Origin of the sequence: Paenibacillus sp. 2RAB27 (assembly GCF_052115445.1) — a bacterium.
Taxonomy (GTDB): Bacteria; Bacillota; Bacilli; order Paenibacillales; family NBRC-103111; genus Paenibacillus_E.
The window spans coordinates 160,347-183,186 of sequence record NZ_JBFRGR010000003.1; the positions used below are offsets into that span (position 1 = coordinate 160,347).

The window sequence follows — 22,840 nt, forward strand, 5'->3', positions numbered from 1 at the left end:
CAAGTAAAGTTTAGACGCAATAAGGAGTTTCTCCTGAAATGTTGATGATGAAAGGTGGTTTCCATTTGCATGAACGCTAATCCTCGTGTATTAATTCTTACGGCTAGCTACGGGAATGGTCATCTACAGGCTTCCAAGGCCTTGTATCAGCAATTCATAGAGCAAGGAATAGAGCATGTAAAAATCGTTAACCTCATGAAAGAGGGGCATCCGTTCATCAATTTAATTACGACTACATTGATTAACACCAGTGTTAGAAGCTCACGCTTTGGTCTTGATTATTATGGCTGGTGCTATTACTTAACTCGTGAAACGAAGCAGACCGCGCTCTTTCAGAAATCGATGACCTATTTAGGTCAAAAGAAATTAAAAGAGCTCATTCAGGAAGAGCAACCTGATGTGGTCGTTAATACATTCCCCTTTGGGGCGGCTCCTGAAGTGTGCAGCTCCATGGGGATTCAGAACTTCACCGTACTTACGGATTATGCTTTGCATGCGAGTTGGCTGCATCCGAGTGTCGATAAATACTATGTGGCTACAGAGGAATTAAAGCAGCAGATTGTTTTTCATGGCGTTAATAAGGAACGCGTAGAGGTAAGTGGCATTCCAATTCGTCAAGAATTTGCTATGGAAAGTTCAATAGCTCGAAGTCGCAAAGGAAATCTCATTCTCATCATGGCAACCGATAACAGCGTAAATGGCTATATGGAGGACATGATTAGCGCCTTAGCCATGTTTGCTCAATTTCGTTTGGTTGTCATTTGTGGTCACAATGAGAAGTTACGTCAAAGACTACTTGAAATATTTGCAACGAACCCTCGTATTCGCATATTAGGATATGTCGACAACGTGCACGAATGGATGTCACAAGCTGCCTGTATCATAACGAAAGCGGGAGGATTGACAATCACCGAGGCCATTGTCCTTCGCTTGCCACTTTTCATTTATAAGCCGCATGCAGGACAGGAAAAAGAGAATGCTTTATACCTCTCGAGTCGGGGAATGGCCTCGATTTCGAATAGCCTAGAGGAATTAGTCTCGAATATGGATTATTTATTCCGACGTCCAAGCCTATATGAAGAGGTAAGAAAACGTATGGCAGACATGCAACGAAGTCAAGCAGCTGCTCATATCGTCAGTGATATTACACATAGATTGGCTAGGGAAGCGATCCCATTGTCGATCTAGAAGTTACGTAGGAGGGCCCAGATGAGGATACATGTACACAACAGCCATTATGGATCGCATATCATATGGACGATACTTATCGGACTTCTAGTCTATACAATTATACCGACAGCCATTGTTCGATTAGGTGGTTTTAGCGCTTATCGTAAAGGGAAGGGAGTGACTGGGATTGCGCTGACGTTTGATGATGGGCCAGATCCGGCATTCACACCTCAACTTTTAGATATATTAAAATTACATGGTATTCAAGCGACTTTTTTTATACTTGGTGCTAAAGCAGCGAAGTATCCGGAAATCATCAGAAGGATGCATGCAGAAGGGCATTTGATAGGCATTCATAATTATAGGCATTGGACCAATGCTGTACTGACCCCGAAAAAGGTAAGAAAGCAATTGCAAGATACCGTAAACGTGATCGACAACATATTGGGAATCAAACCAATCTACTATCGACCGCCGTGGGGGATTATTAACATATTTGATTTTCTGCACATGAAACAATTTCGACTCGTATTATGGTCCTTAATGGTTGGCGACTGGCGATGCAGCGGGGGAACAGATAGGATCAAGAAAAAGCTGTTTGCGAGGCTGCAAAATAACGACATCATCGTGCTGCACGATAGTGGACAGACATTAGGGGCGAATCCATATGCACCGATGTACATGTTGGAAGCATTGAAGGAATTCGTAGAAGAATGCAGAAATCAAGGTATTCCTTTTATGCGAATTGATCAAAGAATGCAGTTGGATGATCAAACGACGATTCACCCAATAGATCTATCTAGTCTAAAAGCTTGAATATCCCTACAACATACGAAAATAAAATAACGGCAGACTAGACCTAGTAAAGGCCATAGACTGCCGTTTTTAGTTTTTTTAGAAGCTAAGTTAAGTCTCGAATAAAATGCGTCCTGTCTGCGATAAATCATAGCCTTGGATAGGACGCAGCTCTTTATGGAAGGATTCCGATTGCAAGATTTGCTTGACACGTTCAATCCATGCAAGATTTTGTGGTTTTTTTAGCATGACAAGATCATAACGCTCTTGAATAAGCGGAATGAATTCAACGCCATTAACCATAGAGGCTGCTTTCTCTATCCCCACACCGAAATCAGCTTCACCTGTAGCAACTTTACCAGCCACGCCTAAGTGATTAGATTCCTCCTGCTCATAACCATGTAGCTGTTGTTGTGGAATTCCATGAAGTCGGAGTTGTTCATCTAGCAGAACACGTGCACCAGAGCCTTTTTCGCGATTAACCAATCGAAGCCCAGGCTTTTTAAGATCAGCCCAACCATGTAATTGTTTAGGATTTCCCGGTTGAACGTATAGACCGGCCGATCGTGACAAGAGATTCACAACAATGTACGAAGAACCAATCAGTAATTTTCGGATAAAAGGAAGGTTATACTCACCAGTGTCTCCATCCAGCAGATGCGTGCTGACAATATCGGATTCGCCCTTGTACATGGAGATTAGACTGTCCATACTACCAACATACGAACGAAGTGGTCTGTAATGAGATATGTTTTTTTCGATATGTTTGGCTAAAATGTCCAAGCTAACATCTTGTCCAGTTATCACAAGAGAGCGACTGGAAGATGAAACGGCTTGGAAAGAAGGATGAGTAACGGGTTCGACATACTCACTTTTAATCGTAGAAACCATACCATCTTTTGCACGTGTTTTATAGGCTTCAAGATCCGATGCATCCACGCGCATCTGCTTGCCAACACGGTAAGCGGGTAGATCGCCTTTTTTTATTAAATCATAAACGGTTAGTTTGGATATTTTCAAAAGTTTAGAAATTTCTTCCGTTGTATAGGACATGTCAGCTGTCATTGTAAACCTCCATAAGCTTGTCTTCTATAAAAGTAGCGTAGATTTACTCCTGCATCCGTACGGAACCACCATCATCTATCATAAGCTGATAAATAGGGTATTTCAATCCTGTTGTTTACTAATTAATTCTGGTTTTATATAATTATGAGTAATTATATAATTCTATTTATAATCAAATAGATATAAATTTAACCTTGGAGGGGACATAATGTTAAGTTTAAGAAGGTTTAGTTATGTTTTATATTGTTTTGTTGTCGCAACCATGATCATCACAGGTTGCTCCAGTCAAAAGGAACAACCCGCAGTAAGTACAACACCAACACAGGCAACTGTGGCACCTACAGCAACACCAGTGCCGACCGAGAAAGTAGAGCTGACTATATCGGCAGCTGCAAGCTTAACGGATGCATTTAAAGAAATTCAAACCAACTATGAGACCAAAAACAAACAAATTAAACTCAACTTTAACTTTGGAGCTTCAGGGGCGCTGCAACAGCAAATCGAACAAGGGGCACCTGCGGACTTATATTTCTCGGCAGCAACCAAAAATATGAAGACCCTAATCGACAAGCAATTGATCGAACCAACACAACAAAAAAACTTGTTAATCAATGAACTAGTCGTCGTAGTTCCAGCAGATGGTAAAGTAGCCATTCAAAAAGCAGAAGACTTAACCCATGAAAATATCAAACATTTGGCAGTAGGAGAACCTCAGACCGTTCCGGCTGGCAGCTACGCTAAAGAGGCTTTGACTAACGCGAAACTGTGGGACACGCTTCAAGCCAAAATCGTACAGGGCAAAGATGTACGCCAAGTACTTACCTATGTAGAGTCTGGGAATGCGGAAGCAGGTTTTGTTTATAAAACGGATGCGATGACTTCCAAAAGTGTCAAAGTAGCATTCAGTGTTGATCCAAAATCGTACACACCGATTGAATACCCTGCTGGTATTGTAAAAGCAACAAAACACAGCAAAGAAACGGCTGACTTTTATGGTTATCTCCAAACGAAAGAAGCACAAGATGTATTCATCAAATACGGATTTTCTATTCCTAAATGAGGATGGAACAGATGAATTGGACAGAATTTGTTTCACCGATCCTACTTTCGTTAAAGGTATCCGTTGTATCCAGCATCTTCGTTCTGTTCATAGGGGGAATAGCAGCTTGGGGAATGTCGCGGCGTAAGTTTCGTGGGAAAACGTTGCTTGAAACGGCCATTCTTCTGCCACTAGTGCTCCCTCCGACAGTTGTAGGCTTTATCTTATTAGTCCTATTGGGCAAAAAGAGTTGGATTGGATACCTAATGGAGAGATTTTTCGATCAGTCTATTATCTTTACATGGGGGGCTGCTGTGATCGCATCGATCGTGGTGGCTTTTCCATTAGTTTATCAAACGATGAAAACAGGGTTTTCACTAGTCAGCAAAGATTTGGAGGACTCGGGGAGATCCATCGGTGCAAATGAGTGGCAAGTTCTACGCTACATAACCTTGCCTTTGGCGTGGCGTTCTGTCACGGCAGCTTACATTCTTGGATTTGCTAGAGGCCTGGGAGAATTCGGTGCCACACTTATGATTGCGGGCAACATCCCTCACAAAACCCAAACTTTGCCTACCGCCATCTATATCGCTGTTGAATCTGGTAATCAAACTCTTGCCTGGTGCTGGGCAGCAACTATCATATTCATCTCATTCGGACTCATGTTTATCGCAAACCACAGGGCTAGGAGTTAATAAAGTTGGATTTGCCTCGGCTCTGTGTTCAGATTTCGCATATGCGTGGAAGGAAACCGCCGATTTACACGCGGGTGGGCACTGTTCTACACTTTCTTATGAATCACTTTGACAGAGTAGGTGTAGAAGAGGGGGAAAGACGAATGACTATTTTCAGTTTTGAAAGCGGTATCCCAGCTTGTTTTGCCTGTGACAGGCATTCTCGCTTGTCCATTACGAATCAGTACTACAAGGATGGCAACTACAGCTTGCAGTGGGATTATACAGAAAATTCATCCGTGATCGTCACGGAATCGATAGGGTATCGCCCGTTTCAGGAAGGAACGAAGGATCAGGCGCGCGACTCGTTTACGATCTGGATCTATAACGCTTCTCCAGTAGAGGGGGAACTTGTATTCGAGTTCGGGCGCGGTGGGCAAGCGGTGGACTGCTCCTTTCAATTTGGGTTGAATTTCAGTGGTTGGCGAACCGCTTGGGTTGCTTATGAACGGGATATGACGGGGATCCCTCACCCAGAAATGGATACGGTTACAATTCGGATGCCAATGGGCGTACAGCCAGGAACGTTGTTCATCGATCAGATGATGTTGAACACGCCGATCGATCCTAGGTTCCATACAAGGGATTTCCAGGTGCCGTTGGTAAACCTTCGCGCCGATGTATCTGCAAACGCACATTGGCTTGCGTTATATGCATTTGAACAGTTGACTCCGAAGCATGCGATCCCATCAGCGGTCATGCAGGAAGAGAAAGAGGCTTTTGAGCTGATGAACGAGCGATTCGAGGCGCTCTTCTTCAAGGAAAGGAGTGCGTTGAAGGATGAGATCACGTTGCTTCAGCAGCGTTTCGCCGAATATGGGATCGCGCGCAAAGGTGGAATTCTCACAGGCCGTCCAATCGAGCTGTTCTTTGATCATTATCCGCCTCTGTTAAAGGAGGAGCTGAAACGCCTTTCCAACGGTGTACCGCTAAGTAAGATTACTCAGTTCCTGCTGGAAACGGCGGTCTGTTTCCGGTCTTGCGAGGAGGCGGAACAGCGAGCTGATCTGCAGGCAATGTTTATAACAGTACTGGACTACATGGAGGATCAAGGCTGGACGTACGGCAGCTCGCAAGGAACCGTCCATCATTTTGGCTATAACTTCCGTGATTATTATCCTGCCGTTTTTCTTATGAGAGCTGAGCTTCAAGAGGCGGGAATCCTGGAGCGTACACAGCGGACGATGCGCTGGTTCAGCGGCGTGGGCCGCACACATACGCCTCTTGCAGAAGTAGAAGGCAACATCGACATCTACAACACGACACTGCACGGGATGCTCGCTTCCTTGCTTATCATGGACGACACACCTGAAAAAGTACGGGACCTGAAAGCGTTCCGCGATTGGCTCTCCCAGTCGTTATTGCCTGCTCCAGGTCTGCGTGCAGCGTATAAAATCGACGGGTCTGCCTATCATCACGTGAATCATTACCCTGCCTATGCAGTAGGCGGGTTTCAAGGCGTGACACCGTTGATGTACGTATTGAAAGGTACCCGGTTCCGTGTAAGCCAAGAAGCACATGAGACGATACGAAAAGCCCTTCTCTCTATGCGGCTGTACAGCAACAAACGGGAATGGCTGATCTCCTTATCTGCACGACATCCTACAGGCAAGTGGGTGCTCGACCCGGAGCCTTTTGCTTTTCTAGCTGAGAGTGGCACGCCTGATGGTCGCAGCGAGGTAGATACAGAAGTCGCTGCAGCTTACCTGCGGCTGCTAGACCCAGGAGAGCGAACGGAAGCGGCACATCGCTTTAAAGAAGCGGGTATTGTACAGGAACCAGAACCCAACGGTCACTGGACGATGAACTACGCCGCGCTGGCCATTCATCGGCGTGGTTCCTGGCTTGCCGGCATGCGCGGGCACAGCCGCTATCTGTGGGCGAACGAAACGTATGTGAACGCGAATCTGTACGGCCGTTACATTTCCCACGGTCATCTCCAGATTATGGGCCGTGGTGAGCCGGTCAATCATCAAGATAGCGGCTATCAGCAGGATGGTTGGGATTGGAATAGATGGCCGGGGACGACAACCGTGCATAAGCCGCTAGAGGAGCTGCGCGCTAACGTTTGCAATGTAGATACATTCAGCGGCTTTGAGGAAATGCTCCTTTCGGATGAGACCTTTGCAGGCGGACTTCATTTGGAAGGGCACAACGGGATGTTTGCCATGAAGCTGCATGAGCATCCCAAATATGAGGGAAGTCATCGAGCCCGCAAGTCGGCGTTTTTCTTCGATAATCGCATTATTTGCTTGGGTTCTGGCATCGAAAACGATAATGAAGCCAGTGTGACAGAAACGACGCTGTTTCAGAATCATTTGCCTATCAGGGAAGATCCGCTCTGGATTGACGAAGCGGCGCCGAATTATGATTTCCCTTATTTCCAAAAAAAGCAATTAGACAATCCCGCATGGATGTTGGACAATAAAGGAAACGGGTATTATATGGCAGCCGGACAGACGGTTTCTGTCTCGAAAGCAACACAACATTCCAAACATCAATCAACAGATGTTGATACACAAGGCGATTTTGCTGCAGCATGGTTGGATCATGGGACTTCACCGAATGAGGGCAGCTACGAGTATGCAATCCTGGTTGATACGGATCGCGAACAGGTTCAGCGCTTTTATGAGCAGATGGCGCATTCGGATACAGCCCCTTATAAGGTACTGCGTCGGGATCGATCAGCACATGTGGTGTTCGATGCAGAGAGCTGTACAACCGCATACGCGCTGTTCGAAGCGGACGATTGTCTGGGGATCGGGTACGTGACGGCAGTTGATACGCCAGCGATGGTCATGATCCGCGAGGAAGGCGGAGCATTGACGATGAGTGCAGTAGATCCGGATCTTCGTTTATATGAAGGAATCGAAACGGATCAATACGATAGAAGCGGGATTCAGAAAGAAGTCAGTGTTTATTCACGCAAGTGGGTGCATGCAGAAAGCATAACCCATGCCATGCGAATTACGCTAAAAGGACAGTGGATGCTATCGTCACCTGATCAAGGAATTCAAGTTTTGGCAGGTGAGGGGGATTGCAGTATCGTTGAGCTAATCTGCCAAGATGGCATGCCAAAGGAACTTGTCTTGGTTCCAATCGTGTAATCATTTAGAAACGGTTCAAACAAAATCGAGATGGGGGCGAAAAGATGAAAACGGCAATTAACCAACTACCGGTCTTTTATCGTTATCTTTTTTCCTACATGGCGCTATTTTTGCTTCCGCTGCTTGTATTAGGGGTGACTGGCTACTATCAACTGGTTCATATCGTTGGCGGCGATGTAGAAAGGAACAATCAGGCGCTTCTTAATGAATTGCAGGATGGGATGGATCAGAAGATGATCCTGTTGAATCGGATTGCAGGTCAATTAGAAGGTGTATCTGAGCTATCTCCATATGTGCTGACTCATGATTACTTCAACGTGTATCAAGGTAAGAAAGTGCTGGAAAGTAAGGTTGTAGATGAGAGTATCCGAGAGATTGCCCTCTATATTCGGGGGACCGATTTTCTGCTTTCATCGACAAGTATTTATAAGGTCAATGCATTCATTGGTGAATTTTATCAGTATAAGCAGTGGACCTCCGTGCAGTTTAATGATGACATGAATCTTTTGACAGCCCCTCGGCTCAGGCCAGCGGAGGACGTTAAAATCTCAGGAATTCCCGATCAGCGGCTTGTTAGCTACATCGTTCCGATTCCGATTAACAGTCTACACCCTTACGGTACGGTACTTTTCATATTAAAAGAAAACGAGCTGCTCAAGAGTTTGCCGGTACCGGATGGCAACGCTATTGTGTTCGACCAATATGGGCGTGTCATAGCGGCTCAAACGCCTACTGACTACTTGCAAGATCCCGGTTTCTTCGGCCAAATCGTGAACGGCAATGCCAAATCTCAGGATATTACGATTCAGCATATTACCTATGCAGCCTCTTACAAGAAATCGGACAAAAGTGGGTTTACTTACGTCACGATGCTTCCTAAATCTACCTTGGTGGCACCGATTAACCGAGCCATTTGGCAGTGGGGGACCTGGATGGCTGTCATTTTCCTTGCAGGCTGTGTGCTCGTCTATGTGCTCATGATCTTTAATTATAATCCGGTTAAAAGGCTAGCTGCGCTTGTGGAGACGATTCGGGGTCAGTCACTCCGCAGAGCGAACGTCTTTGAAATGATCGGTAACGTCATTCATGATATGGCTGATTCGAACCGAAGTCTAGGGCTGAAGCTGGAAGCCAATCGTTCAGCTGTTATGGAGCACCTGCTTGCCAGTTTATTGAAAGGCGAGTTCGCCTCAGTCGAAGCTTTAAATGTACAGGGGCAAGAGATTGGATTCCTGCTTCCTTACCCAGAAACCGCTGTGTTAATGTTGGAATTTCCGGCTTCTTTTGTACCAATGAAAGGCAGGCTGCATGAAGAGGTGGAAGCCTGGTTCGGCGGGCAAATTGTCGGGTATCGCAAAGAAAGTCTCGAAGATCACCGTATGCTGTTTATTGTATCATCAGGCTGTTCGCCGGAATCTTGGAGGGAGTGGCTGAATCAGATGCATGAGCATCTGACAGCCGTGTTCCAAGCTCCCATCACGATGGGAGTGGGCAACCGATATGCGGAGTTGGTGCAAGCGGGCCGTTCTTATCTGGAGGCTTCAACAGCGATCGATTATAAACTGATCAAAGGCAATCAGCGGGTCATTTTCTTCGATGAACTGCTCGTGCACGACCATGCTGATCTATTAAGCCCCAGAAGAGTGCTGGAGGACTTGGAAATCGTGCTGCAGCACGGAAACGCTGGCCGAGTCGCCGAAACCGTCCATCAAATTGGCACGCGGATGAAACAGAGTGGACTTACGCTATTTGTGGCTAGAGAGCTCTGTTACGATATGATTCGTAAGTTTATTGCCTACGCGGATAAACGCAATTCAGGCGGGGCAACCGCCAGCTTTCCCGACGTGCTGACGCTGACGGAGTATATGACATTGGATGAAATCGTGGATCTTCTGACGACCGCCTGTGCGACCTTCTGTGATTTGCTTGAATCGAAGAAGCCGGCGAATCCATCCGCATTGATCCAGCAAATCACGCAGTACATTTCACGGCACTGTGGGGAATATGATTTTTCTGTGCAGAGGATCGCCGAGCATTTCTCGTTATCTTTATCGTATTTGAGCAGATATTTCAAGGAACAGACGGGCAGGACCATCATGGACTATATGAACGAGGTCCGAATCGATCATGCCAAACGACTACTTAAGGCAGAGGATTTCTCCGTCAAAGATATTGTTCAGCAAATTGGCTATAGTGATGTCTCTAGCTTTATTCGCAAGTTTAAACAGACCGTTGGTGTCACACCGGGTGAGTATCGGAAACAGCATCGATGATGGTATGATCTTGGGGCGCCTCTTCTTAGAAGAGGCGTTTTTTACTATTTCGTATTGAAATCGGCATATAGACAAGTTAAAAATAGCTTATTATTGGCCGAATTAGGCCAATAGCAAGAATGGCATAGTCCATGTAGCGATCTCACTTATATACGGACGGTCTAAAAGGGTGGTACAAATGAGGCATGAAGAATGAATATTACCAAATGGTCAACAGCTAGCGGAGGTGAATGAACAACATGACACAACAACAAATTTTTAAGCGTATCATCCGTAACTATGATTTATATTTACTGCTTTTGCCTACGCTGGCCTATTTCATTATTTTCCACTATCTCCCGATGTACGGGCTCCAAATTGCTTTCAAAAATTTCAACCCGGTAAAAGGCATCATGGGAAGCGCGTGGGTAGGATTCGATAACTTCGAGCGATTTTTTGAATCGTACCAGCTTGTTACCATTATCAGAAATACGCTAGGCATTTCTATTTATGAATTGCTTGTCGCATTTCCGGCGCCGATCATTCTCGCACTGATGATCAATCAGTTAACGAGTGAAAGATTCAAACGTTTTGTGCAAACGGTTACGTATGCGCCCCATTTCATTTCTACCGTTGTCGTAGTCGGTATCGTATATCTACTGCTATCACCTAAAACAGGTGCGGTCAACAGCTTAATCGGGATATTTGGCATCAAGCCAATCTTCTTTATGGGGAGTGCTGAATGGTTTAAAACTGTTTTCGTATTCTCAGGCGTATGGCAAAGCGTTGGTTGGGGGACGATTATTTACTTGGCAGCCTTAACTGCCGTCAACCCAGATCTGCATGAAGCGGCAACCGTTGACGGTGCATCCAAGCTGCAGCGTATCTACCACGTGGATATTCCATCCATCATGCCGACGGTTATCATTATGCTAATCATGAATATGGGCCATATGATGAGCGTTGGATTCGAGAAAGTGTATCTGATGCAAAATCAGCTCAACATTGACTCGTCGGAGACTATTCAGACGTATGTCTATAAAGCCGGACTTGTACAGGGGCAGTACAGCTACTCCGCAGCCATAGGGCTGTTCAATACCGTGATTAACTTCATTCTGCTGATCAGCGTGAACAAAATCGCAAAATCGTTAAAACAAACTAGCTTGTGGTAAGGGGGAGAACCGATGAAACTGGCGAGAACAAGAGCGGATCTCCTGTTTGATATCTGCAACTATACGCTCATCTCTATTCTGGTGTTGTTAGTTTTGTATCCGCTTTATTTTGTGTTGACCGCGTCTGTTACGGATCCTGATCTGGTGTATTCCGGGAAGCTGTTATTCTTTCCTGAACATATAACCTGGGACGGTTACAAGCGGCTGCTTGCCGAGTCCTCCATCTGGATGGGCTTCAGTAATTCGCTCTGGTATACACTCACGGGAACGGCGATTAACGTCGTGCTCACGATCACGGCAGGGTACGTGCTGTCCCGCTCGGATCTAATTGGTAGAAATGTGTTTATGTTCTTGCTTGTATTTACGATGTTCTTTGGCGGCGGACTTATTCCCAGTTATTTGCTTGTCAAAGAGCTGCACATGCTGGATACGACTTGGGCGATGATCATTCCGAATGCGGTTTCGGTCTTTAATGTGATTATTGTAAGGACATTTTTTCAAACCAACATACCGGGGGAATTGCTCGAGTCAGCTCAGATGGACGGGTGTTCTAATCTCAAATTTTTCTGGAAAATTGCTATTCCACTTGCACTGCCGATCGTAGCGGTGATCGTTCTCTTCTACGCCGTAGGACATTGGAATTCGTACTTCCAAGCACTCATTTATTTGAAAAGCAACGCCAAGCAGCCGCTGCAAATCATACTACGTAATATCTTGATTATGAATGAGGGCTCCGATATGCAGGGTATGCTCGATGGTTCGCAGGAGCAGCAGAAACGGATGGAGTTGATGAAATACGGTATTATTATCATATCCAGCTTGCCCGTTATGATTTTGTACCCGTTCCTGCAGCGGTATTTCGTCAAAGGCACATTGGTCGGTTCCGTCAAAGGGTAATCGCGTTTTCTTCGCTTACTATAGGCAGGTTCATTTCTTAATCAGAAAGGGGAAAAAAAGATGAAAAACAAATGGTCAAAAGCTTCACTAGGATTAGTGTTAGGCATGTCAGTTGCACTTGTAGGCTGCAGTTCAGACAAAGGCACACCAGAGGTGAGCGGCAAGTCGGAAGGAACTGTACCGTCCAATATGAACGTGAGCGGCTTCCCGATCGCCAAAGAGAAGCTGACGCTAAATATTGCGGGGTTTAAACCGCCTTCAGGCAAGGATTTGAACGACTACAAGCTATTCCAGGATATAGAGGCTACGACAAACCTTCATATCAATTGGAATTTGACCCCGGGCAGCAGTTGGACAGAGAAGAAGAACCTCTTATTCGCCGGCGGTGAGCTGCCTGACGCTTTCTATGCGCATGGTATTCTCAGTGAAGACACGGATATTGTGAAGTACGGTTCTCAGGGTATTCTCATTCCGCTTGAGGATTTGATCGAGAAATATGCCCCTAATATGAAGAAACTACTGCAAGATAATCCGACCTATAAAAAGCAATTAACCGCGCCGGATGGGCACATCTATTCGTTGCCTACGATCGACGAAAGCTATTCACGGACGAAATCGACGATGTTTATCAATAAAAAGTGGCTTGACCAGTTAAAGTTGCCAATGCCGACAACGACCGACGAGCTTTATAAAACGCTAAAAGCTTTTAAAGAGAACGATTTAGGCGGTAACAGTAAGAAGGATCAAATCCCGCTATCGTTCCTGCAAAACTGGAACAGTGATGTAAATTCCTTCTTCGGCGCCTTCGGACGAATTGATCGCGATGTACATAAAGCGGGTAATAATCACCTAGCTGTTGAAAATAATAAAGTTATTTACACAGCGGTACAGCCGGAGTACAAGGCGGCCATTGAATATTTCAACAAGCTTTTCGCCGAAGGCTTGGCAGATCCAGAAAGCTTTACACAGGATGGCAAGGTGCTCACGGCCAAAGAAAGCAAAGGGCTTGTAGGCGTCGTGTTCGATTGGAATCCAGCCAACCAGGACTACGTATCGCTGCCGCCGCTGAAAGGGCCCAACGGTAAGGATCCGGTATGGGCGGAATATGCAAACGGTATTTTGCTGCGAGGATCATTCGCCATTACGAACAAGAATCAACATCCGGAAGCGACGATTCGCTGGATTGACTACACCTATGATCCGAAAATTTCGATGCAAATGAGCAGAGGGGTTATCGGAGGCGACAGCTTAAAAGAGCGCTCGGATGGTAAATACGATGCGATTGCCCTTCCGCAAGGAGCTAACTCGGAAGACTTCATGAAGGTGCCGCCAACCGCTTATTCTGTCTGGGCACTCACTAAATCTGTCACCGATAAGATTGTGCCGCCTCCACAGACATCAATTCGCTCGAAGGTCGACATCGACAATCTATACGGCAAATACCTGGTTGACAATGCGTTCCCAAAAACCTACTTTACGGCGGAAGAAAGCGATCAGATTTCCCGCTACTTGACAGATATTGATGCCTATGTAAGTAAAATGTACGCGAAATGGATGCTTTCCGGTGGTATCGACAAAGAGTGGGACGATTATGTGAAAAAGCTGAACGACATGGGTATGGATAAAATGGTGAAAATTTACCAACAAGTTTACGATCGGTATAAATCAACGAAATGAGTGGGAAACCGAACATCATTGTGATACTGGCTGATGACATGGGGAGTTGGGCTCTAGGCTGCGCGGGCAACGACGAAATCCACACTCCGAATCTCGATCGGCTTGCAGCCGAAGGGATGCGATTCGATCATTTTTTCTGCACGTCGCCGGTATGTTCGCCGGCGCGTGCTTCTATATTGACTGGCCGTATGCCGTCGCAGCACGGCGTTCATGACTGGATTTGCTCCGGCAATGTGAATCGGAGTGAATTGCGGGAAGAGGTGCAAAGTCAGCCGATTTTTGCTGACGAGCGTACAGCTATTGAATATTTGGCTGGTCAGCTGACCTATTCGGAGCTGTTAGCCGAAGCTGGTTATGCTTGTGCTTTGAGCGGGAAATGGCATCTGGGCGCAAGCGCGGTCCCGCAGAAAGGCTTCGAACGCTGGTTTTCCATCGCCAGAGGCGGATGCTCGTATATGAAGCCTGATATGGTGGAAAATGGCGAGGTTACACTAATGGATGGCTATGTGACAGATTTGATTACGGATCGGGCACTGGACTTTCTGAATGAAATTTCCCAGCAAGACAATCCTTTTTATTTGAGCGTTCACTATACAGCCCCGCATTCTCCTTGGGATCGCTCTGAGCACCCAGATTCCTATGTGTCCATGTATGAGGACTGCCCGTTCGACTCTGTTCCTGAGCTGCCGCTGCACGTGAATCAAATCACTTCTGCACCGCATGGCGAAGGTGAACGACGTAAGGAGTTGCTTCGCGGCTATTATGCATCTGTTACGGCTATGGATGATGGCATAGGCAGAATCATCGCAAGGCTGGAGGAACAGGGATTAAGGGAGCAGACACTCATTATTTTTACGGGCGATAACGGTATGAATATGGGGCATCACGGCATTTGGGGCAAAGGCAATGGAACGTTCCCACTCAATATGTTCGATACGTCCGTTAAGGTTCCCGCCATCTTCAGTCACCCTGGCGTAATCCCTGCCGGACTTGTTCGTAGTGAACTGGTTAGCCAATACGATATATTTCCTACACTGCTGGCCTATGCGGGATTGTCCAATCCCGATCCGTACCCGCTGCCGGGTCGCAGTTTTCTCTCGCTATTGCGGGGAGAAGAGGACGACGGTCATGAGGATATTGTCATCTATGACGAATACGGACCGGTTCGTATGATCCGCACCCAAGCTTGGAAATATGTGCATCGTTATCCTTACGGTCCGCACGAGTTATATGATTTGCAAAATGATCCGAATGAGGATGTGAACCGGATTGATGATGCCGCATGCGAGTCGGTGTTGAAAGATTTGCGACGAAGACTCGGGGAATGGTTCGGGAAATACACAGATCCAAGTAAGGATGGCCGGATTGCACCCGTGACAGGAAACGGCCAATTAGCACCGCTTGGGGTGGGGATTACCGAAGGCAGCGCCTTTAAGTAACACAAGTGGGAGAGATGCAGCAATGAAAAGACCTAACTTGGTCTATGTGTTCCCAGATCAATTGAGGCAGCAATCACTAGGCTTCATGCATGCGGACCCGGTCATCACGCCGAATCTGGACGCTTTTAGCCAAGAAAGCTTGGTGCTCGATAATGCGCTAAGCAACTTTCCAATTTGCAGCCCTTACAGAGGCATGCTATTTACGGGGAAATATCCGTATTCAACTGGGGTTATTGCAAACTGCAATAGCAACCGAAACGTCTACGGCGTATATCTGAAAAAATCCGAGCGTTGCTTTTCCGATGTGTTGAGTGAGCAAGGATTTGAGACGGGCTACATTGGGAAATGGCATCTAGATCCTGTAGAGCCATCCCAAGCGTCTCTGACAGAGGGATTCAGAGAAGACGGCGTACTGTGGGACTCGTATACGCTGCCAGAGCGGAGGCACAATTTTCGCTTTTGGCATGCTTACGGTGCTAGTGACAATCATCTGGACCCGCACTACTGGGAGAATAATGCAGGTATTGAGGACAAACAGAAGCCAGGCGAATGGTCCGTCAAGCATGAAACGGATGTAGCCGTTCAATATATTAGGAATGCAGATGGCAAGTATCGGGATGACGATAAGCCCTTTGCTTTATTTGTCGCTTATAATCCCCCGCATCCGCCCTTCGATCAGGTGCCTGACAACTATGTGGCGATGTATGAAGGAAAAAGCGCGGAGGATTTATTGGTTAGACCGAATGTGACCGATCAAACGCCGGAGGCGTTGTCACGTATCGGATCCCATCCCCACGATGGCTTGAAGTATGGCAAGGAACATGTGAAAAATTATTTTGCGGCCATTACAGGGGTTGACGATCAGTTCCGAAGAATCTTGGAAGCCATCGAACAAAAGGGGATAAAGGACGAGACGATTGTTGTCTTTACGTCAGACCATGGCGATATGATGGGGAGTCATAACTTAGCTGGGAAACCGCATTGGTATGCGGAGTGCTTTAAAGTTCCCTTCGTGATCAGGTATCCGGGGAAAATCAAACCTAGCCGAGCTGATTTTATTTTCAATGTTCCCGATATTATGCCAACTTTGCTAGGCATGATGGGGCTTGCCGATCACATCCCTAATGATTGTGAGGGAGATAACAAAACGGGCTATTTCTATGGGGTCGAGTATGGGGAGACAATAGGCTTATTCATTAATCCGTTTACGAATATGCGGGGTTTGAAGACCCGGCAATACACGTTTCTAGTTAGCAAAAACTATGCAGAGCAAGAATCGTATCTGTTATACGATGATCTGAGCGATGAGTATCAGTTGAACAATATCGCAAATGAACAGGAAAACATGCATATTGTACAGGCGTTAAGGGATCAACTGGATGTTGCTTTGGCAGCGACTCGGGATATATGGAATGATTAGTCCATCTAGGCACGCTGCTGATCCAATTCGTTACCCAAGGAGGAAAGATGTATGTTAGCTAACCAAATGCTGCCCTCACCACGATCTGGTGGATTCCGAATGGATGACTATTGGGTATGGTGCGGTTCTGTTGTGAAGGGCGAGGATGACCGGTATCATATGTTTGCTTCCAGATGGCCTAAATACCTGCCGATGCATCCGGGCTGGCTAGTCGCGTCAGAGGTGGTGCGAGCCGTTTCGGACACGCCTGAAGGACCTTATCAATTTGAAGAAGTGGTTCTTCCTTTCAGAGGAGCGGAATACTGGGACGGCAGAAGTACGCATAACCCGCATATCGTGAAGCATCAGGATACGTATATTTTGTACTATATGGGGTCCACGCACCCATTTATGGATGTATCGCCTGAAGAGGCAGAGACCTATGATCTTCATGATCCAAGATGTATCGTAGCGCGAGCCAATAAGCGGATTGGCATTGCTGTTTCCAAGAGCGTATACGGGCCGTGGGAACGAATGGATTCTCCCATCTTACAGCCAAGACCGGATAAGTTCGATAATTTCTTCACCTCTAATCCTGCGCCGTGCATTCATGAAGATGGATCCGTACTTCTGGTGTATAAGACTAGAACCTACAAATCCAGGCCGTATTCTACCTTTTTACACAGTCAAACCATGTCGTTTGGGGTTGCGAAGGCCGATCATTACAGGGGACCGTACACGGCTTTAGCAGATGAGACTGTGTTTCCAACAGATAAATTCTGCTTGGAGGATCCTTTTATTTATCAGGTGCCGGGCGGCTATGAAATGATCGCGAAGGATATGATTGGCAACATTTGCGGTGAATATCATGGCGGAATTCTGGCAAGTTCACAGGATGGAATACACTGGGAAGCTCTTGAGGGAGAAAAGTCATACTCTCGGAGTATCAAGTGGGATGATGGCACGGAGCAGGTCATGGGGAGCCTGGAGCGGCCGTTTATTTTATTTGAAAATAACGAACCCACCCATATGTTTTTTGCGACAGCTGACGGCCCTGGTGAATTTACAAGTGCTGCGAATACATGGAATATGGTCATTCCTTTGAAATAGGATGAATAAGGTTAGGGCACCAAATCATACATACAAACCACATAAGAGTGTTGAAACGGCAGCCAGCATTGGCTGCCGTTTTCCATGGGAAGCTGATTTGGTTAGGATAGTGTCATCATATACCCACGAGATGTCGTCATAAACCTATAACATTGCTCACACCATTTTTTATAATTAGAGGAGAATGAAGCAATCAGGAATGCTAGGAGGTCTACTTGGATGATGTTGACGAATTGGCAGGCAAAGTGGATATGGGGCGAAGGGGAAGAGAGCCCGAGGAATGAATGGAGATGCTTTCGCAAATCGTTCATGGTTCCAGCTGGTGAAGGTGGAAGTGACGGCTTTTCACTCCGAATTACGGCGGATTCGAGATACGTTCTTTATGTGAATGGCACGCAAGTCGGGCGGGGTCCGGTTCGTTCTTGGCCTTTTGAACAGTCTTATGATACGTATGAAATTGGACATTTGCTACAACCAGGCGAAAGCAATACGGTAGCCGTTTTCGTGAACCATTTCGGCGTTGCAACCTTTTACTATGTGCGAGGGCGCGGTGGATTGTTGGCGGAATTGAACGATTCCGAGGGAAATGTGCTCGCGGCGACGGATGCTACGTGGATCACTTCTTTACATCAGGGGCATCATACCCGCTCATCGCGAGCATCCTGTCAGCACGCCTTTGCGGAATATGTGGATGCATCCTTATGGGATTCGGCATGGACAGGGCAGGTGTATGACACGGCAGACTGGACGAGTTCCGTTGTGCTCGGCCCTGTCGGCATGGAGCCATGGATCGCTTTAAAGCCGCGTGACATACCACTGCTGACAGAGGAAATCATTGCACCCGTTCGGGTTGAATCACTTGCGAAGGTAAAGTCATTTCAAGTCACTGCGACCCTTGATGTCCGTAACGCTTGGATAGACGGTAGTGAGGATCATGCGAATCGCATTCAATTTCTAGGCTACGCAGCAACCTTGATTCGTTCCACCCAAGCGGGTCAGGCAACTATAGGGTTCTTGCAAGGTAGGGAGTGTTTAAAGGCACTGTCTCTGAATGGCGAGTGGATCGATAGTGATCAGATGTACGGCTCTGCTCCAGAACGCTATGTCGATATCGACCTGCAAGCAGGAGACAATCTGTTGTTCATCGACGTGTCGAGTGATATTCACACGGGTAAGCTCCAAATCGGCTTATATGCGGAAGAAGACCATGTGGTGTCGTTTCAAGCACCAGTTGCATACAGTGACGAGCTGACTTCGGATTGGCTGCGAATAGGACCATTTGATGCCGTCGAGCTGCTTGATCATCAACATACACGTGAACTGAATCGGGAGCATCGCACCTATCTGGAGTTCCGCGACAAGGTGAGAAGTGTAGAAGATTTGCGCGCATACCAAGAGTGGATCAAGCCGATAGATTCTAAATATGTGTCTGAGGTTGATGTGTTCGCTCTGAGTGTTTGGAGAAAAGAAAACATTCGGTACGCTGTTCCTGCCCAATTGCAGAATGCGGTCATTCCGCACGCTGAAGCAGCGATTGTACCTGTATTTGAAGGATATGATACCGAGGTACTCTTCGATTTAGGGAAGGAATACTCCGGTTACTTAGGCTTTGAAGTAGAAGCCGAGGAGGGCGTTGTACTGGATTGGTATGGCTTCGAATATATGTCTGGTGCGTACAGGCAGGATATGTTCGGGCTTGACCATACGCTCAGATATGTATGTAAGGCTGGCCGTCAGCGTTATGAAACACCGATTCGCCGAGGTTTCCGCTATGTTTCCCTAACTGTACGGGGTGCACAGAAACCGATCAAGCTCTACGGCGTCAACATGATACAGAGTAATTACCCTGTAGCGGAAGTAGGACAGTTTACTTGCCCCGATGAACTCCTGAATGATATCTGGGAAATCTCCCGGCACACGACGAAGCTATGTATGGAAGATACATTCGTAGACTGTCCGGCATATGAGCAGGTATTCTGGGTGGGGGACAGCCGGAATGAGGCGCTTGTCAGCAACTATCTATATGGGGTACAGGATATTCTCAAGCGCTGTTTGAAGCTTGTGCCAGGTTCCAGTCACCAAACCCCGTTATTCGCGGACCAAGTACCGAGCGGATGGAGCAGTGTGATCCCGAACTGGACGTTCTTCTGGGCGATTGCCTGTGCGGAATACTATGAACAAACTGCGGATGAAGCATTTGCTGCAGAGATGTACGGGCATATCCAATTCACCTTGCAACATTATCTAGCGAAGATCGATGATCGGGGTCTCTTTGCTGTCAAAGGCTGGAATCTGCTCGACTGGTCGCCGATCGATCAACCAAATGACGGCGTTGTGTCTCATCAGAATATGTTTCTCGCGCATACCCTTAGAGTTGGAGCTCGTATGGCTCGCATATCGGGGGATCAAGCGGGAGCAGCTTCGTTCGATGAAGCGGCACTAAATCTGGAGACAGCGATCAATGAACATCTCTGGGACGCTGACAAATTGGCGTACATCGATTGCATCCACGCCAATGGAAGGCGCTCCGATGTGCTGAGTATGCAAACACATGTTGTAGCTTCCCTAACGGGTGTAGCACAAGGGAACAGGAAAGCGATTATTGACAGCTACCTTGTGTCCCCGCCGGACAAATTTGTCCAAATTGGCAGCCCGTTTATGTCGTTCTTCTATTATGAAGCACTAGCTAAATTAGGAGAAGTCGAACGTGTGCTTGGGGATATTCGTCATAATTACGGTATGATGATTCGCAATGGGGCAACAACTTGTTGGGAACAGTATCCTAATTTTCTTGAAAATCGTGCGAATCCCGACATGCTTACGCGCAGCCATTGTCATGCTTGGTCTTCCGCTCCGGCGTACTTCTTGGGAAGGGAAGTGCTTGGCGTACGAAGTCTCGCACCAGGTTGGACAGAGGTAGAAATTGCGCCTGTACCAAGCGGTTTGACGTGGGCGAAGGGCAGTGTTCCGCATCCTGCTGGGGGAAGAATCGACGTGGCTTGGACGGTGGACGAATCCACCAAAACGATAGTACTTCACATCAGTTATCCAGAGAGCATAGCTGTTCGTGCTTCCGTGCCTGAAGGCTACACAGGCATCATACATGAAACAAAGCTAGCGCTTCTATAGCAGGCAAGGGGTTGTCTCCTATGTATATTACATAGGGACAGCTCTTTTTTTGACTAAACTTTAATGCTTCGCAAATGTTAAGAAAATAAGAGCGTTGTGGCGGGAGGGCTTCTGGTGTATCAGCACTTGTCATGAAAACACTAGAATTGGTAGAATTAAATATAGAATAATTTCCCTATAAAAGATTTAAAGGAGCCAGAATGAAATCTCCGATTTATCGAAATAACGAAGCACAGATTAATTCGGCCAACCAAGAAAACATTGTGCGGAGAAACATGACATCAAGAGGACCTGCCTCCCACATCCATCACCTGCAGAGAACGATTGGGAACAGGGCAGTTACTCAAATGATGAGATCAGATGTGATACAACGTCAACCATCAGAGACATTACTGCCCAGCGATGTTGGGCAGTGGTATGTCGTGACACTGCCATTTGGCAACCCGAATACAATGATTGGTACGTATTTGGGGACAGATGCTCGCGGGCATTGGTTCCGAGGACATAATAAAAATAATCGAGAGTACCATTTCTGTATTATTAGGGGTAATGTGGAACGGACGATGAATCCGGGCTGGGGTGGATCAGCGGGATATGGCGAAGAAGAAATGGATCTAGAAGATGAGATAGACAAGCGTCCATCTAGACCCAATTTGCATACAGAGGATGCAATGAAAAGTTATGCAGGTCATGTTAAAGGCGTTCAAAGTGATTGGAGAGCGATGAATGCCCAAACAAGGGCTGCAAAATTAGTAGAGGGTATAGAGCCGATGTTTGCGAGCAGCGGAGTTCCAGTGCCGACATTACGTGTAATTCCGAAAGGAACTGCCCAGAATGGCAACTTCGACTCGACAACATGGTCGGCTGGCATTTCTGAGGAAACATTAGAGAAGGAGCCTGAAAAGGCGGCTTCTACGCTATACCATGAAGCGAGGCATGGTGAGCAATATTTCCTTATTGCTCGATATATACACGCGCAAAAATTACCGGATCCGCCATATAAACAAATTCCTGATCATGTTTTGATCGCGGCGGCTGATGCCAATGCTAGATCGAAGCTGACTGAGGAAGAAAATGTGGCTGCACAACGCTATCATACGAGTATTTTCGGTAGTGGCGCGAAAGAAAGAAATAATATTCTGAAGCGTACACAGATTTATACACAACAGGCTTTTATCTTAGCAGCTCAAACATATTTTGATGCTAATAAGCAGGTAGAAACATTGCGAGAGGAATTTCGGAAACTAAAAGAGACATTCGATAAGAGCAAAAATGAGGAGGACAGGCAAATTGCTAAACTTAAACAAACGGAATTATTGAGTAAAAGATCAGAACTACCAGCACTCAAAGAAATTGCTGAAGAAAAAAAACAACAATTTGAACGTACACTGGCAGAGTATAAAAACCTACCCGAGGAAGCAGATGCTTTTGCCGTGCAAGCGCAAGTCGATCAATGGCTTAGCAAATGATTGATACAGAAAATAAATGTGGTTTACTTTTTTATCTCCGTCTCCGTTTTCTCAAAAATGATATAGTTGCCGTAAAGTTCTTCTAACGCAACACCCACATGTTTGTGAGACTTTTGACCTTTCAAATCTGATTTTGCACCGTCACGTAGAGATCTTGCTCTCATGGAAGAAGCGACAACTAGCGAATACTTGCTACCAATTTCAAGTAGCTTATCAATTGAAGGATATAACATTCAATCTACCTCATCCATTGTTCGATTTTTTCGCTTCATTAAATCATTATGTCCTCTTTATTAGCTATTTAACTTCCTTTTTCAAATTCGAAGGGGTGTGTTATTTTCAGAAAATTCAAAATTCTTTCTATTATCACTATAACATGACCATTT

The 22,840-nt window shown here is 46.3% G+C and carries 16 protein-coding genes; 14 read left to right on the forward strand and 2 right to left on the reverse strand.

Translation table 11 applies throughout. The annotated features are described in order from the left end of the window. Positions 1-69: 69 nt before the first annotated feature. Together AB4114_RS05955 and AB4114_RS05960 are read left to right on the forward strand one after the other, a co-directional pair. Positions 70-1,188 (forward strand): MGDG synthase family glycosyltransferase, encoded by a 1,119-nt coding sequence (locus AB4114_RS05955; RefSeq protein ID WP_441987600.1) that lies wholly within the window; start codon positions 70-72, stop codon positions 1,186-1,188. A 21-nt stretch (positions 1,189-1,209) separates the two neighbouring features. Then, positions 1,210-1,986, forward strand: a complete 777-nt coding sequence (locus tag AB4114_RS05960) for a polysaccharide deacetylase family protein (protein WP_441987601.1) — start codon at positions 1,210-1,212, stop codon at positions 1,984-1,986. 90 nt (positions 1,987-2,076) lie between these two features. On the opposite strand, the gene AB4114_RS05965 is transcribed toward AB4114_RS05960, so the two are convergent. After that, positions 2,077-3,030: a substrate-binding domain-containing protein gene (locus AB4114_RS05965; RefSeq protein WP_441987602.1), complete on the reverse strand. Its 954-nt coding sequence runs from the start codon at positions 3,028-3,030 to the stop codon at positions 2,077-2,079. Positions 3,031-3,238: 208 nt separating this feature from the next. Here AB4114_RS05965 and modA point away from each other — a divergent pair, with 208 nt between their 5' ends. The 12 genes from modA (at position 3,239) to AB4114_RS06025 (ending at position 22,454) form a co-directional block, all read left to right on the forward strand. Continuing rightward, positions 3,239-4,090 carry a molybdate ABC transporter substrate-binding protein gene (gene modA, locus AB4114_RS05970; protein ID WP_441987603.1) on the forward strand — a complete coding sequence of 284 codons (852 nt, stop codon included), beginning with the start codon at positions 3,239-3,241 and terminating at the stop codon, positions 4,088-4,090. 2 nt (positions 4,091-4,092) lie between these two features. Beyond that, positions 4,093-4,764, forward strand: coding sequence for a molybdate ABC transporter permease subunit (modB, locus tag AB4114_RS05975; protein ID WP_441987604.1), 672 nt, complete (start codon positions 4,093-4,095; stop codon positions 4,762-4,764). Between the two features lie 143 nt (positions 4,765-4,907). Next, on the forward strand, positions 4,908-7,910 hold the full coding sequence (locus tag AB4114_RS05980; RefSeq protein ID WP_441987605.1) for a chondroitinase family polysaccharide lyase: 3,003 nt from the start codon (positions 4,908-4,910) through the stop codon (positions 7,908-7,910). 44 nt (positions 7,911-7,954) lie between these two features. Beyond that, positions 7,955-10,183, forward strand: coding sequence for a helix-turn-helix domain-containing protein (locus AB4114_RS05985; protein ID WP_441987606.1), 2,229 nt, complete (start codon positions 7,955-7,957; stop codon positions 10,181-10,183). A gap of 239 nt (positions 10,184-10,422) precedes the next feature. Then, positions 10,423-11,334 (forward strand): ABC transporter permease, encoded by a 912-nt coding sequence (locus tag AB4114_RS05990; RefSeq protein WP_441987607.1) that lies wholly within the window; start codon positions 10,423-10,425, stop codon positions 11,332-11,334. A gap of 12 nt (positions 11,335-11,346) precedes the next feature. Next, positions 11,347-12,231, forward strand: coding sequence for a carbohydrate ABC transporter permease (locus AB4114_RS05995; RefSeq protein WP_441987608.1), 885 nt, complete (start codon positions 11,347-11,349; stop codon positions 12,229-12,231). 60 nt (positions 12,232-12,291) lie between these two features. After that, positions 12,292-13,908, forward strand: coding sequence for a hypothetical protein (locus AB4114_RS06000; protein WP_441987609.1), 1,617 nt, complete (start codon positions 12,292-12,294; stop codon positions 13,906-13,908). Beyond that, on the forward strand, positions 13,905-15,347 hold the full coding sequence (locus tag AB4114_RS06005; protein ID WP_441987610.1) for a sulfatase-like hydrolase/transferase: 1,443 nt from the start codon (positions 13,905-13,907) through the stop codon (positions 15,345-15,347). The genes AB4114_RS06000 and AB4114_RS06005 overlap by 4 nt, the downstream gene beginning before the upstream one ends. Before the next feature lie 22 nt (positions 15,348-15,369). Beyond that, a complete protein-coding gene (locus tag AB4114_RS06010; RefSeq protein WP_441987611.1) occupies positions 15,370-16,767 on the forward strand; it encodes a sulfatase family protein in 1,398 nt (465 codons plus the stop codon). A gap of 51 nt (positions 16,768-16,818) precedes the next feature. Beyond that, positions 16,819-17,856, forward strand: a complete 1,038-nt coding sequence (locus tag AB4114_RS06015; protein ID WP_441987612.1) for a glycoside hydrolase family protein — start codon at positions 16,819-16,821, stop codon at positions 17,854-17,856. A 219-nt stretch (positions 17,857-18,075) separates the two neighbouring features. Beyond that, the gene (locus AB4114_RS06020; protein ID WP_441987613.1) at positions 18,076-20,985 is read left to right on the forward strand and encodes a family 78 glycoside hydrolase catalytic domain; all 2,910 of its coding nucleotides are present in this window, start codon (positions 18,076-18,078) and stop codon (positions 20,983-20,985) included. Positions 20,986-21,185: 200 nt separating this feature from the next. Continuing rightward, positions 21,186-22,454 (forward strand): hypothetical protein, encoded by a 1,269-nt coding sequence (locus AB4114_RS06025; protein WP_441987614.1) that lies wholly within the window; start codon positions 21,186-21,188, stop codon positions 22,452-22,454. Between the two features lie 23 nt (positions 22,455-22,477). Here AB4114_RS06025 and rpoZ read toward each other — a convergent pair whose 3' ends face one another. Then, positions 22,478-22,687: a DNA-directed RNA polymerase subunit omega gene (rpoZ, locus tag AB4114_RS06030; RefSeq protein WP_441987615.1), complete on the reverse strand. Its 210-nt coding sequence runs from the start codon at positions 22,685-22,687 to the stop codon at positions 22,478-22,480. Positions 22,688-22,840 lie beyond the last annotated feature (153 nt).

What these genes read in the sequence shown, in the direction of transcription:
- AB4114_RS05955 (WP_441987600.1), top strand. Translation starts at nt 70, where the DNA reads ATGAACGCTAATCCTCGTGTATTAATTCTTACGGCTAGCTACGGGAAT.
- AB4114_RS05960 (WP_441987601.1), top strand. Translation starts at nt 1,210, where the DNA reads ATGAGGATACATGTACACAACAGCCATTATGGATCGCATATCATATGG.
- AB4114_RS05965 (WP_441987602.1), bottom strand. Translation starts at nt 3,030, where the DNA reads ATGACAGCTGACATGTCCTATACAACGGAAGAAATTTCTAAACTTTTG.
- modA (WP_441987603.1), top strand. Translation starts at nt 3,239, where the DNA reads ATGTTAAGTTTAAGAAGGTTTAGTTATGTTTTATATTGTTTTGTTGTC.
- modB (WP_441987604.1), top strand. Translation starts at nt 4,093, where the DNA reads ATGGAACAGATGAATTGGACAGAATTTGTTTCACCGATCCTACTTTCG.
- AB4114_RS05980 (WP_441987605.1), top strand. Translation starts at nt 4,908, where the DNA reads ATGACTATTTTCAGTTTTGAAAGCGGTATCCCAGCTTGTTTTGCCTGT.
- AB4114_RS05985 (WP_441987606.1), top strand. Translation starts at nt 7,955, where the DNA reads ATGAAAACGGCAATTAACCAACTACCGGTCTTTTATCGTTATCTTTTT.
- AB4114_RS05990 (WP_441987607.1), top strand. Translation starts at nt 10,423, where the DNA reads ATGACACAACAACAAATTTTTAAGCGTATCATCCGTAACTATGATTTA.
- AB4114_RS05995 (WP_441987608.1), top strand. Translation starts at nt 11,347, where the DNA reads ATGAAACTGGCGAGAACAAGAGCGGATCTCCTGTTTGATATCTGCAAC.
- AB4114_RS06000 (WP_441987609.1), top strand. Translation starts at nt 12,292, where the DNA reads ATGAAAAACAAATGGTCAAAAGCTTCACTAGGATTAGTGTTAGGCATG.
- AB4114_RS06005 (WP_441987610.1), top strand. Translation starts at nt 13,905, where the DNA reads ATGAGTGGGAAACCGAACATCATTGTGATACTGGCTGATGACATGGGG.
- AB4114_RS06010 (WP_441987611.1), top strand. Translation starts at nt 15,370, where the DNA reads ATGAAAAGACCTAACTTGGTCTATGTGTTCCCAGATCAATTGAGGCAG.
- AB4114_RS06015 (WP_441987612.1), top strand. Translation starts at nt 16,819, where the DNA reads ATGTTAGCTAACCAAATGCTGCCCTCACCACGATCTGGTGGATTCCGA.
- AB4114_RS06020 (WP_441987613.1), top strand. Translation starts at nt 18,076, where the DNA reads ATGATGTTGACGAATTGGCAGGCAAAGTGGATATGGGGCGAAGGGGAA.
- AB4114_RS06025 (WP_441987614.1), top strand. Translation starts at nt 21,186, where the DNA reads ATGAAATCTCCGATTTATCGAAATAACGAAGCACAGATTAATTCGGCC.
- rpoZ (WP_441987615.1), bottom strand. Translation starts at nt 22,687, where the DNA reads ATGTTATATCCTTCAATTGATAAGCTACTTGAAATTGGTAGCAAGTAT.